The organism is Saccharospirillum alexandrii, assembly GCF_043641555.1.
Classification (GTDB): Bacteria; Pseudomonadota; Gammaproteobacteria; order Pseudomonadales; family Natronospirillaceae; genus Saccharospirillum; species Saccharospirillum alexandrii_A.
The window spans coordinates 1,273,225-1,286,256 of the sequence record NZ_JBHZRJ010000001.1 but is presented as its reverse complement, the minus strand read 5'-3'; the positions used below and the strand labels follow the sequence as shown (position 1 = coordinate 1,286,256).

11 protein-coding genes are annotated in these 13,032 nt (G+C 56.5%); 2 read left to right on the top strand and 9 right to left on the bottom strand.

The genetic code is table 11. The features are described from left to right. Positions 1–117 precede the first annotated feature (117 nt). Positions 118–2,979, top strand: a complete 2,862-nt coding sequence (locus ACHUE7_RS05620; protein ID WP_394169097.1) for a response regulator — start codon at positions 118–120, stop codon at positions 2,977–2,979. A gap of 5 nt (positions 2,980–2,984) precedes the next feature. Here the strand turns inward: ACHUE7_RS05620 and acpS are convergent, their stop codons facing one another. The 9 genes from acpS to ACHUE7_RS05575 all read right to left on the bottom strand — a co-directional run bounded on the left by acpS (position 2,985) and on the right by ACHUE7_RS05575 (position 11,228). Beyond that, on the bottom strand, positions 2,985–3,353 hold the full coding sequence (gene acpS / locus ACHUE7_RS05615) for a holo-ACP synthase (RefSeq protein ID WP_394169096.1): 369 nt from the start codon (positions 3,351–3,353) through the stop codon (positions 2,985–2,987). A 33-nt stretch (positions 3,354–3,386) separates the two neighbouring features. Further along, a complete protein-coding gene (gene recO / locus ACHUE7_RS05610; protein ID WP_394169095.1) occupies positions 3,387–4,052 on the bottom strand; it encodes a DNA repair protein RecO in 666 nt (221 codons plus the stop codon). Then, the gene (gene era, locus ACHUE7_RS05605) at positions 4,049–4,960 is read right to left on the bottom strand and encodes a GTPase Era (RefSeq protein ID WP_213679254.1); all 912 of its coding nucleotides are present in this window, start codon (positions 4,958–4,960) and stop codon (positions 4,049–4,051) included. The genes recO and era overlap by 4 nt, the downstream gene beginning before the upstream one ends. After that, positions 4,957–5,631 carry a ribonuclease III gene (gene rnc / locus ACHUE7_RS05600; RefSeq protein ID WP_394169094.1) on the bottom strand — a complete coding sequence of 225 codons (675 nt, stop codon included), beginning with the start codon at positions 5,629–5,631 and terminating at the stop codon, positions 4,957–4,959. The genes era and rnc overlap by 4 nt, the downstream gene beginning before the upstream one ends. A 12-nt stretch (positions 5,632–5,643) precedes the next feature. After that, entirely contained in the window at positions 5,644–6,009 is a 366-nt protein-coding gene (locus ACHUE7_RS05595; RefSeq protein ID WP_164743866.1) for a DUF4845 domain-containing protein, read from the bottom strand. Between the two features lie 116 nt (positions 6,010–6,125). Next, the gene (gene lepB / locus ACHUE7_RS05590) at positions 6,126–7,229 is read right to left on the bottom strand and encodes a signal peptidase I (protein ID WP_394169093.1); all 1,104 of its coding nucleotides are present in this window, start codon (positions 7,227–7,229) and stop codon (positions 6,126–6,128) included. Positions 7,230–7,279: 50 nt separating this feature from the next. After that, positions 7,280–9,082, bottom strand: coding sequence for a translation elongation factor 4 (gene lepA, locus ACHUE7_RS05585; protein ID WP_394169092.1), 1,803 nt, complete (start codon positions 9,080–9,082; stop codon positions 7,280–7,282). A gap of 102 nt (positions 9,083–9,184) precedes the next feature. Beyond that, a complete protein-coding gene (locus tag ACHUE7_RS05580; protein ID WP_394169091.1) occupies positions 9,185–10,570 on the bottom strand; it encodes a Do family serine endopeptidase in 1,386 nt (461 codons plus the stop codon). A 124-nt stretch (positions 10,571–10,694) separates the two neighbouring features. After that, entirely contained in the window at positions 10,695–11,228 is a 534-nt protein-coding gene (locus tag ACHUE7_RS05575; RefSeq protein ID WP_394169090.1) for a SoxR reducing system RseC family protein, read from the bottom strand. 136 nt (positions 11,229–11,364) lie between these two features. Here ACHUE7_RS05575 and nadB point away from each other — a divergent pair, with 136 nt between their 5' ends. Continuing rightward, positions 11,365–12,972, top strand: coding sequence for an L-aspartate oxidase (gene nadB, locus ACHUE7_RS05570; protein ID WP_394169089.1), 1,608 nt, complete (start codon positions 11,365–11,367; stop codon positions 12,970–12,972). Positions 12,973–13,032 lie beyond the last annotated feature (60 nt).

Below are 13,032 nucleotides of genomic sequence, written 5' to 3'. Positions count from 1 at the left end.
TATCGCGGCTATTATGACACCGTAAATTGCACGTCAGGCGCGCTCTGGCAGGGGGTTTCAATTGACCGCCTGCAATGGGCCGATTACAGTTCCTTTACTACAAAGACAGGCAGTCACATGATTTCCACGGGTATTCAAAACCGTATCCTCTTTATCGCTCTGGCGCCGGTACTGGTCTTTGGCATAGCCTTTACCGCCTGGTTTACGAAAAACGATATGGACCAGCAAACCAACGCCTTCAATAACCGGACTGAAACAGCGGTTAACCGGCTGGCTGATGCTTTGTCGCTGCCACTGCAGGAAGGCCGTACCGAGCTGGTTCATGCCCTGCTACGCCGTGCCCTGAACGAGCGCGATGCACGCGCCGTGCGCCTGTTTGACCCCTTTGGCAGCGAGTGGCTGGAATCCGGCCCGACCATGCGCGGCCCGGCTTACCCCTATTCCATTCAGGACACCAATCGCCTGACCCGTTACCGAACCCAGTCGACATTGCGCTACCTGATTCCCGTGTACCCGCCAGCCGACTTGCAATTGCGCATGAGCACCTCGGCACCGACCGGCTGGCTGGAAATTGAGTTCGACTACGCCAACACCCAGGTTGCCCACTACCGGACCTTGCTGATCAACCTGATGATCCTTTCTCTGGGCCTGATCGCTGTGTCCGGCCTCGCCGTGTGGCTTAGCCGGGAAATCAGCCGCCCGGTACGCAACATGATTGCCACTGTAGACGCGATTCGCGAGGGCAACCTGGATGCCCGGGTCGATCTGAAAGCCAATGGCGAGCTGCATGATCTGGAAGTGGGCATTAACTCCATGGCAGAAACCCTGCGTGATGCCTACGAGGAAATGCAGAACAGTGTAGAACAAGCCACCGAAGATTTGCGCGAGACCCTGGAAACCATCGAAATCCAGAACATCGAACTGGACATGGCCCGGCGCGAAGCGCAACAGGCCAACCAGGTGAAAACCGAGTTTCTGGCCAACATGAGCCACGAAATTCGCACACCGCTCAATGGCATTATTGGCTTTGCCCGCCTGCTGGCCAAGTCCAACCTGACGCGCAAGCAGGAAGACTACATCTCCACCATACTATCGTCCTCACAGGGGTTGCTGACCATCATCAATGACGTGCTCGATTTCTGTAAGATCGAGGCGGGCAAGCTGATGCTCGACAACCGCAGCATGAACCTGCGCGAGACGATCGAGGATGTACTCGTGATGCTGGCGCCGGCATCCCAGGCCAAGCAACTCGAAGTTGTCAGCCTCTATTATTCCGATGTGCCCGAACAGCTGATCACCGACCCGCTGCGGCTCAAGCAGGTGTTGACCAACCTGGTTAACAACGCCATCAAGTTCACGCCCAAAGGCAGCATTGTGGTGCGTACCATGATCGAGCAGGCGCAGGGCAATAAACTGATGGTCCGCATCAGCGTCACCGACACCGGTATCGGCTTGTCCAAAGCCGAGCAGAAAGCCCTGTTTCATGCCTTCACGCAAGCCGATTCATCAACCGCCCGTGAGTTTGGCGGTACCGGCCTCGGCCTGGTCATTTCCAAGCGGCTGGTGGAGCAGATGGGCGGTGATATTGGCCTGGAAAGCCAGAAGGACGAGGGTTCTACCTTCTGGTTCAACATCAAGGCAGAAGTGGCTCCGGCCATTCAGCAGCCGCCCAAACTGACCGATCTCAGCGGTTTCACGCTGGCCGTTGTAGAACCGCGCGAAATGTCGCAGCTGGCACTGCGCCACCAGGCGGAGCAATGGGGCATGGAATGCCTGATCATGAACCAGCTCGATGAGTTGCACCAACACCTCAAACAGCCGGATACGGTGCGTCCTGACATGGCACTGGTGGATGTCAGTGGTTTTGGCAACGACGATTCCCTCTACCGGCAAATCCTGCACATTGAACGGGAACTGCATTGTCCGACGCTGGTACTGGCTACAACGCGCGATGAAGACATCAGCTACAAATTACTGGAACAGGGCGCCAAGCATTACCTGTCGACACCGGTGCGCTACAGTCAGCTTTACCAGACGCTGGTGACTATGTTGCGTCCGGAGAAAGCCGGGCAAGTCGACGAGAACTCGTCGCTGGCGCTGGGTCTGGTGCGCTCCACGGTCCGGGTATTGGCGGTCGATGATAACCCCGCCAACCTGAAACTGATCATCACGCTGCTGGAGAGCATCGGGGTTCAGGTCGACGGCGCGCGAAATGGCGAGGACGCCGTGAAAGCCGTTCAGAGTGCGCAGTATGACCTGATATTCATGGACATTCAGATGCCGGGCATGGACGGGAAACAGGCCACACGCCGAATCCGCCAGATGGAACCCGCCCAGGCTCGCGTACCAATCATCGCCCTGACAGCGCACGCCCTGGCCGAGGAGCGGCAAAGCATGCTCGACAGCGGCATGGACGACTACCTGACCAAGCCGGTTGATGAAGACCAGCTGCATCGAACCTTGTTCAAATGGACGGGCACAGCCCTGAGTTATGAAGATACACCGTCCGTCGCGTCAACTGCCGACACCGAAGCGCCTGCATCGCTCGATATGGAAACGCTGCATGGATTGCCAGTGGTCGATTTTGTCTCAGGTCTGGAAAAAGCCAGTGGCAAGCTGGGCCTGGCGCGCGATATGTTCGCCATGCTTATGGACAGCCTGGAAAAGGATCAGAGACGCATGAACGCGCTCTATCAGCAAGGCGATTACAAATCCCTGCTGGAAGACGTTCACCGTCTGCACGGTGCCACTCACTATTGCGGTGTACCACGCATTCAGATGACCGCCATGTACACCGAATCGCTGCTCAAACAGGGGCACTATGCCATTCTGGAAGATGCGCTGTTTTTACTGAATGAAGAAATCAATGAATTGCAGCACTGGTCGAACGATCACGACTGGGGAAAAGTGCTGGATCAGGCGTTGAAGGTATACGCCTATCAAATGCAGCAGAAATCGGGCAAGCGCCAGCCCAGCTGACACCCTCAGGCAATCACCGCAAAAGCCACCACATAGTCGTGTTCATCGGCCAGGCTGATATGAACCCGTGCTGCGCCCAAAGCCTTTTGCTTCACCAGCGCCACCCCGTGCAACTGAGCCTGGGGAGCGCCCAGCGCGTCCGGCAGTATCTCTATGCCCTGAAACGTAACGCCCTGGGCTATGCCTGTACCCAATGCCTTGGCAATGGCCTCTTTTCCGGCAAAGCGATTGGCCAGGAACTTCACCGGTGCACCCCGTCGATGGTACTCGTCCTGTTCGGCGCTGGTCAGTATGCGTCGCAGAAAACGCTCGCCCTGCTGGGCAAGCACCTGCTCGATACGCTGAATATTGACGATGTCGGTCCCGATGTTCACACCCTGAATCTCTTTAGTCGCTCGTTGCAAAGCTCAGCATACCCAGTTTTTACTGTGCCAGGAACGGCCTTCGAGCACATGCTGAATTCGGCTGGCATTGATCTCACGGGCCACTGACAAGGCAGGGCCCGGTTGCCAGTTATTGTCGGCAATGGCCTGAATCAGACTGCCCGGCAAGTTATCGTCCCGGCTGCCCTGGCAAAACCCCCGAGCCGGATCAAAACGATAGTAACTCCCCGGCTCAATCCAGTCACCGGTGTCCATGGTCTGGCGATAATCCAGCCCAAACCCTGTCGCTTCGAGCAGCCGCCGCTCGAAATAGCGCAAAGCAGGCGCCTGTTGCGTTGGCTCAGCCAGCAGCAGAAGTGTACTGGCATAGACACCGAAAAACGCCTCGTCGACCTGAAACCGGGGCACCAGACGCACACAGAGTTCGTTGATGTACAACCCCTGAACCAGCGCAGCACCCTGGTGCAAAGGTGCCGCACCCTGATAGCGCCAATCGCTCAGCTGCTTCAGCTCAGCAGTGCCGTGGGTTCGGACCAGACAGGGGCAAAACAGAGCAGGACGCGAGCCTCGGCCGACCGCCGTAAACCGCCCCTGATTTGGGGTTAGTAGCTCCAGTAACCAGTGAGATTCGCGAAACGGACGGGCATGCAGCACGTAGGCGGGCTGAGCTGGCGCACGCCGGCCGGTCATGGTTCGTTAAAGTAGCCCAGGCTTTTCAAAGCGCGTTCGTCATCGGCCCAGCCACCCTTCACTTTAACCCAGAGATTCAACATCACCTTGGCGTCGAACAGTTGCTCCATGTCCATACGGGCATCCTGACCCACTTTCTTGATCCGACTGCCTTTGTCACCAATAACAATCTTCTTCTGTCCCTGGCGTTCCACCAGAATCAGGCCGTGAATGTGCAGCACCCGATCTTCAAACTTGAACTGTTCGATTTCAACCGCCATCGAATAAGGCAATTCGGCACCGAGCTGACGCATCAGCTTTTCCCGAATCATTTCGGCCGCCATAAAACGCTCGGTCCGGTCGGTGATCTGGTCTTCGGGAAAATAGAACAGGCTCTTGGGCAGACGCTTCGCGATCTGCTCAACCAAGGTTTCGAGGTTGTTGCCTCTCAGCGCCGATAAAGGAACGACCTCGGCAAAATCGAACTGCTCAGCCAGTCGTTGCATGTGAGGCAACAGGCTTTGTTTGTCTTCAAGGTGATCCACCTTGTTGATCGCCAGAATGACCGGTGCCTTGTTAGCCTTGAGCTTGTCGAGTACCCACTGATCTTCGTCCGTCCAGACCGTTCGGTCGACGACCAGCACGATCACATCGACATCAGCCAGAGCTGAATCGGCGGCCCGGTTCATATAGCGGTTGATCGCCTTCTCTTCGCCGCGGTGCATCCCCGGTGTATCGACGAAGATCATCTGTACATCGCCTTCACTGTGAATCCCCATGACCCGGTGACGGGTGGTCTGAGGCTTACGCGAAGTAATGGACACTTTCTGGCCCAGAACGTGGTTCATCAGCGTGGATTTACCAACGTTCGGGCGACCCACAATGGCCACAAAGCCACAGCGGGTATTCAATTCATAGGGTTCATTCACTTGGCATGCTCTCCGAGCGCTTTGAGGGCCGCGCGTGCGGCTTCCTGCTCCGCAATACGACGACTGTTACCGGCACCGACGGTAGGCTGCTCCAGCCCTTCCACTTCACAATCGACGGTAAAGGTCTGATCGTGTGCCTCGCCGCTCACTTCGCGCACACTGTATTGTGGCAAGGGGGCTTTTCGGGATTGCAAAAACTCCTGCAAGCGGGTTTTGGAATCCTTGATGTTGTCGCTCAGGTTCAGTTCCTGCAACCGTTGCTCGAACCACTGAACGATGACACTCTGTGCCGCATCCAGTGATTGATCCAGACTGATGGCACCGATGATCGCTTCAATCGCGTCGGCGAGAATACTGTCGCGCCGGAAGCCACCGCTTTTCAACTCGCCGCTGCCCAACCGCAAACATTCACCGAGTTCAAATTCGCGGCCCAGCTCCGCCAGCGTTTCACCTTTTACCAGGTGCGCCCTTAACCGTGACAGCTGGCCTTCTCTTGCCTTTGGGAAGCGATTATACAGCTGCTGGGCAATGGTGCAGTTGAGAATGGCATCACCAAGAAATTCGAGTCGCTCGTTGTTCTTTCGGGAGAAGCTGCGATGCGTAAGCGCCTGTTGCAACAGCGCTCCGTCTTTAAACTGATAACCCAGCCGCTGGCTGAGTCGTTCAATCATTAATGACACTGGTCAGAGTCCGTATTCTTCATAAAACGTCAGCACGACATCAATGTTGGCGAAGATATGCACCCTTTTTTCATAGTCGAGGGTGACTTTGGGTTCATTGGAGCGCAAATCGAACGTCAGATCTTTGCGCAGATCGAGCTCAATATTATTAATGCTCAGGTTTTTCGACATCCGGTCTCTGAACTCGGATTCCAGTGCCTGGTCACCGTTTAACTCCTGGGCGGTACGACTGATCATCTGGTCGATGGTGAACTGATCATAGTAAGGGCCAGATAGCTTGATGATCAGAGTGCCGAAAAAAATGACCATAAACAGCAAAATGGCCATTGAAAGAATCGTCATGCCCTGCTCGCGTTTCGGAGTCCGCATTGTCATTCATCCTGTTATGGGGCAATGCCGCGTGCATTGCCGGTCTTATGGGGCAGGTTGGAACACCGGTTCACGGCTAGCCACTGCTTCGGGGTAAACTCGCGCAGTCTGGCGACTTAGTCAATAGCGCCAACGCGTGAGAAGGCCGGATACCAGCCCTTCCACGTCATCCAGACGGCCACAGCTTCACCGAGTATCGCGTTTTCGTCCACAAACCCCCAGGCATTATTGCCCTGGTTATTGTAGTCGCTTTGCTCCAGACGACGCTGCCCTTCCCAGTATCGGGAATCGTGACTTGCGTCACGGTTATCACCCATCACAAAATAATGCCCTTCCGGCACCAAAACGCCTTCGGCTGGCACCCATTCGTGCGGATGCCGGCTCGGACCCGCCTGATTCTGATAGATAAAATGCTCTACATCGCCCAATTGTTCGCTGTACAGCGTATAGCGGCCTTCGTCGTCAGCCGTGCGCTGTTCAAAGGCAAAGTCAATGGCTTCGCCATTGATGCTGAGCTGACGGCGACCGTAATCGTATTGAATCAGGTCTCCCGGCAAGCCAACGACACGTTTGATGAAGTTTTTGCTGGGTTCATGCGGCGGCCGGAACACGATGACATCACCACGCTCGGGCCGACTAACCGGAATGACCACGTCATTGGTCACCGGCATGCGCAGGCCGTAAGTGAAGCGGTTTACAATGATGAAGTCACCAATTTCCAGTGTCGGCTTCATCGAACCCGAGGGAATCTGAAAAGGTTCAAACAAAAAGCTGCGCAGCACGAACACAATGAGCAACACGGGGAAAAAGGAACGACTGTTTTCTATCAGCCCCGGCTCTACATTCAAGTCTTCACGAACGGTTTTGAAATCCGTCATGGACTGTTCAGCCGCAGCCAGCACCTTGCGACGGTAAGCCCGTAACAGCAGGATATCGGCCAGATACACCAGTCCGGTAACCAGCGTCGCTACCGCCAGCAACAAGGCAAAATCAAAACTCTGCTGAATGGTCTGCCAGATCAACGCTAACAGCAGAGCCAGCAGTGCGTAACCCAGCCCCCGCTCCAGGATGCTGGGGGCAAACAGTGCCTCCAACTGCTCCCGGCTCCAGTCGCTCTGGTCGACCGCGTCCGCCAGGCGTTGCCGCTGCCGGATAAAGATCGCCGTTGCCAACACCAACGTCATAACCAGGCTGGCCCAAAAAAGCACAATCACGTTCATTCCATACTGTCCTTATGCAAAACACTGGCACCAGAGGCCTACAAAGCCGGTCAGCTATCCACTTTCAAAATTGCCAGGAAGGCGTCCTGCGGAATCGATACCGAGCCGACCTGCTTCATCCGCTTTTTGCCTTCTTTCTGGCGTTGCAGCAATTTCTTCTTGCGGCTGACGTCGCCGCCGTAACATTTTGCGGTGACGTTTTTGCGCAGGGCTTTCACCGTCGTGCGCGCAACCACCTGATTGCCAATGGCAGCCTGTACCGCCACATCAAACATTTGACGGGGAATAAGCTCCTTCATCTTTTCACACAGCGAGCGACCACGACGTTGCACGTGATCTCGGTGCATAATGACCGCCAGCGCGTCCACCCGGTCACCGTTGACCAGCACATCGAGACGCGTCAGTTCCGATGCTTCAAAGCGATCGAAGGCGAAATCGAGCGAGGCAAAGCCACGACTGACCGATTTGAGCCGATCGAAGAAATCCATGACGATTTCAGCCATCGGCAAATCGTATTCCAGCGATACCTGCCCGCCCAGGAACTGCATGTCACGCTGCACACCCCGTTTTTCAACGCAGAGGGTAATCACATTGCCGACGTGCTCCTGAGGCACCAGAATCGACGCCCTGACAATAGGCTCCCGGAATTCCTCAATGTTGTTAACGGCGGGCAATTTCGATGGGTTATCAACAAAAACAACCTCGCCGTCTGTTTTCAGAATCTCATACACCACCGTCGGCGCCGTGATGATCAGGTCCAGGTCGTATTCGCGTTCCAACCGCTCCTGGATGATCTCCATGTGCAACATGCCAAGGAAGCCACAACGAAAGCCAAAGCCCAGTGCGTCAGAGCTTTCCGGTTCATAGAACAGGCTGGCGTCGTTCAGGCTGAGTTTTTCAAGGGCGGTACGAAAGTCTTCGTAGTCGTCGGCAGAGACCGGAAACAGGCCAGCATAGACCTGCGGTTTGCTTTTCTTGAAGCCGGGCACGGCTGCGACATTGGGTGTGCTCGACAGAGTAATGGTATCGCCGACCGGTGCACCGCGAATCTCCTTGATGGAGGCGCAGATAAACCCGACTTCACCTGCTCTGAGCCGGTTCTTTTCAGCCATCTTCGGCGTAAAGATACCCAGCTTGTCGACCACATGAATGCGACCGGTGCTCTTGATAATGATCTTGTCGCCCTTGTTCAGGGTGCCATGGCGAACCCGAACCAGAGAAACCACCCCCAGGTAGTTATCGAACCAGGAATCGATGATCAGCGCCTGCAAGTCGCCGTCGAGGTTGCCTACCGGTGGTGGTATGCGTTCGATCAGTTGCTCGAGCACGTCCTCGATGCCCAGGCCACTCTTAGCCGAGGCATGCACCGCATCGTGAGCGTCGATGCCGATAATCTCTTCAATTTCCTGGGCGACACGGTCGGGCTCTGCCTGGGGCAGGTCCATCTTGTTCAGCACCGGTACGACCTCAAGGCCCTGCTCAATGGCGGTATAGCAGTTGGCGACAGACTGAGCTTCAACCCCCTGGGCAGCGTCGACGACCAACAGAGCCCCTTCACAGGCAAACAGCGACCGCGAGACTTCATAAGCGAAGTCAACGTGCCCGGGCGTATCAATGAAATTCAACTGGTACACCTTGCCGTCGCGAGCCTTGTAGTCGAGGGTCACGCTCTGTGCCTTGATGGTAATGCCCCGTTCACGCTCCAGATCCATGGAATCCAGCACCTGCTCGGCCATTTCACGCTCGGTCAGGCCGCCACACACCTGAATAAAGCGGTCTGCCAGTGTGGATTTGCCATGGTCAATATGGGCGATGATGGAGAAATTACGGATGTGGGAGAGATCACTGCTCACAGAAGCAAATACTCAGCTTAAAAATGGGGTCGCGAGTTTAAACCATTTGACCTGTGAACACCATGACAGCCCCGGCCGAAAGCGATCGGCCGGGGCTTAGATTCACTCGGTGGGAATCGCCAGATAGACGATGTTGGTGCCGCGCAAAATGCGGACCGCTACGGCCCCATTTTGCGGCAACTCACGCACAATGCGGTCGAAATCTTCTTTGTCGCGGACAAAGGAGCCTCCCATCATGGTGATGACATCGCCGGATTGCAGTCCCGCTTCCTGAGCAGGCCCGGCCAGCACTTCTTCAACCAAAACACCATCGCGGTCGCCCGCATCCACCACAAGGATGTTCAGCGAGTTGTCTGAACTCGGCTCCGGAGGCGCTGCCTGGGCCGCTACGCGGGTCTCATCGAGTATTCCGATAGTGACTTCAAGGGTTTCCCGTTCTCCGTTACGCAGCACAACAACGTCGACCGTGCTTTCGGGCATTACCTGACCCACCAGAGGTGGCAGATCGGAATAGCGCCGCACCGGCTTGCCGTCGAACTCAAGAATGATGTCATCGGCTCGAATGCCACCCTGCTCCGCCGGGCTGCCTTCAAACACCCGGGCGATCAGCGCCCCCTCGGCACGATCCAGACCCATTGACCGGGCCAGTTCAAGATTCTCGTTGAACGGAGGGTACATTTCGACACCCAGCCAGCCGCGCTGAACCTCACCATTGTCACGCAACTGATCGGCAATGTTCATGGCAATATCAATCGGGATGGCAAAGGAAACGCCCATGAATCCACCCGAACGGGTATAGATCTGGGAGTTGATACCAACCACTTCGCCATCCAGGTTAAACAAAGGGCCGCCGGAGTTACCCGGGTTGATGGCAACATCGGTCTGAATAAAAGGGACATAGCGGTCTGACCCACCCAGTGCGCGCCCCTTGGCGCTGACGATACCGGCAGTAACCGAGTACTCAAAGTTAAATGGTGATCCGATCGCCAGCACCCATTCGCCTACTTTGAGGTCTTCGCTGCTGCCGATCGTCACCGCGTGCAGGTCTTCCGCTTCAACTTTCAGCAGCGCCACGTCACTTTGCGGGTCAGTGCCAATCACTTCGGCGGCATAGGAGGTGCCATTGGTTAGCATCACCCGAACGTCGTCGGCCCCGTCAATGACGTGATTATTGGTCAGAATATAACCATCTTCAGAGAGAATAAATCCAGAGCCGAGCCCCTCTCTTGGCGTTGGGCTGGGCCGCTGGAAATCGAAATTCGGTGGCAACTGATCACCAAAGAAATAGCGGAAGAATTCCGGCACCTGCTGGTTACTGTCCGGCTGGGCCGACCGCTCAACCGGTGCGGTTGAGGTGGTGATTTTAACCACCGACGGTGAATGCTCTTCCACCAGCTCGGTAAAATCGGGTAAGCCTTCAGCCATGGCCTGGCTGGCCAAAAACAAAACGCCCACGACTGCGGTAACAATGGATGTCCGTTGAAACATGAATGAGTACTCCACTCAGCTTTGAGTTGAACTGGGATGTTAGGCCTAAGTGTGTCTTATCAAAGCGCCCGGGGTGTTCGTTTTACATGCCATTTACGCCCTGTTAGTCAGTGCGCTGAAGTCTTTAGCCGGCTTCCCGGGCGAATACGCTAACCGCTGGCTCTTCAATCGACAAAATGCGCGGCTGTGCGGTCTTGCCCGGATGGGCAAAGCGCCAGCGGGTGATGACCACCGCGACGGCACCGGCAAGAACGGCCGCCACCAACTGAACCGGCTCAGTCAGGGACAGCCGGGTAGCCACCCATAGCGCCAGAAAAGCGGGCAGCAGTGGCCACAGATACATCCAGACGGCAGCGCGCGACAGGGCATCTTCAGGAATGCCCAGGCGAACCACATCGCCCGGCCGCAAGGCCCGAGACGCCAGGATGTTGGCGCTGTCGATAAAAAAATGGTTTTTGGCATCCTGACGGTCGGCGCTGCCCCACTCACTCAGCACCGCCTGACCACACCCCTGACGGGCCTTGCAACTCTGACAGGCGCTGGTTTGCACAACGGATACAACACTCCCGGAATCATTTACGTCAATGACCTGACCACGCTCTTCGACCACAGGGTATCCATCTTTGCCTGACTTAAGCCAGACAGTATAACGATTCAACTGCGCTCAACAAATAACCGCAACGCTCAGGGTTACCCGGGAGTGAGTAATCAATCCGAGTTTGGTTATACTGGCGCTCATGCGCCTGGCCTACTTCGCACCGGGCCACCCCACACTGTCTACGGAGAACGCATCAATGCCTTCACGATTGTCCGCTGATGTTTTGGTTATCGGCACGGGTGCGGCCGGGCTTACGCTGGCTCTGAGCCTGCCGCGCGACCTGAACATCTACCTTGTGTGCAAGGGTGAACTGGGCTGGGGCTCGACAGCCTGGGCACAGGGGGGTGTTGCGGCCGTGCTGGATAAAGTCGATTCCGTCGACGATCACGTCGCAGATACGCTAAAGGCAGGCGCCGGGTTATGCGAGCCCAAAGCGGTGCGCCATACGGTTGAGCGGTCGGCCAGTGCCATCCAGTGGCTGATTGATCAGGGTGTACCCTTTACCCATGAAGACGGCTCTGAAGTCGACTACCACCTGACCCGTGAGGGAGGCCACCGGCACCGGCGCATCATTCATGCCGCCGATGCCACTGGCCGGGCCATATCCGAAACCCTGGTCCGCAACGTTCAGCAACGCGCCAACATTCACGTACTGGAACAGCACATTGCGGTCGATCTGATCACCCACAACAAGACCAAAGGCACTTCCGAGGCGCCTGACCGCTGCCTCGGTGCCTATGTTCTGGACCGACGCAACGACCGGGTCGTGACCATAGGCGCCCGGTCTACGGTGATCGCCAGTGGCGGTGCCAGCAAGGTGTACCTGTTCACCAGCAACCCGGATGGTGCCACTGGCGACGGCATCGCCATGGCGTGGCGTGCCGGCTGCCGCGTGGTTAACATGGAATTCAACCAGTTCCACCCGACCTGCCTGTACCACCCCAAAGCCAAGTCGTTTCTGATTTCCGAAGCGGTGCGTGGTGAAGGCGGGCTGTTAAAGCTGCCCAATGGCGAACGGTTTATGCATCGTTTCGACGAGCGCGGCGAACTGGCCCCGCGGGACATCGTCGCCCGTGCCATCGACCACGAAATGAAGCGTCTCGGCGCCGACCATCTGTATCTGGACATCAGTCACAAGCCCGCCGCCTTCATTCGCAGCCACTTCCCCACCATTTACGAGCGCTGCCTGAGTTATGGCTACGACATGACCCAGGAACCCATTCCCGTCGTGCCGGCAGCGCACTATACCTGTGGTGGTATTCGCACCGACCTGCATGCCCGAACCGATCTCGCCGGATTGTACGCTGCTGGCGAGTGCGCCTATACCGGCTTGCACGGCGCTAACCGGCTGGCGTCCAACTCCCTGCTGGAATGCATCGTCTTTGCGCAAATGGCCGCCGCTGACATTCTGGACAGTGACCCGACACCCAATGACCCGGACGACCTGCCGCTCTGGGATGAATCCAGAGTGTCCGACTCCGATGAAAAAGTCGTCATCAGCCATAACTGGGATGAGATTCGCCGTTTCATGTGGGATTACGTGGGCATTGTACGCAGCGATAAACGGCTAGAGCGCGCACTGCGCCGGGTGCGCCTGCTGAAGCAGGAAATTCAGGACTACTACGCCAACTTCCGGGTCAGTTCCGACTTGCTGGAGTTGCGCAATTTGGTGGTCGTGGCCGAGTTGATCATCGAATCGGCCCTGTCTCGCAAGGAAAGCCGGGGTCTGCACTACACCCGCAGCTACCCCGAACCCCAGGAGCAGACGGAAATTACTGTGCTGTCTCCGGAACGAAAACACTGAAGCCTCTATTCAGAAACAACGACTGAATCAGGTTTCGGAGCTCAGGGTGGCTCAATTGCC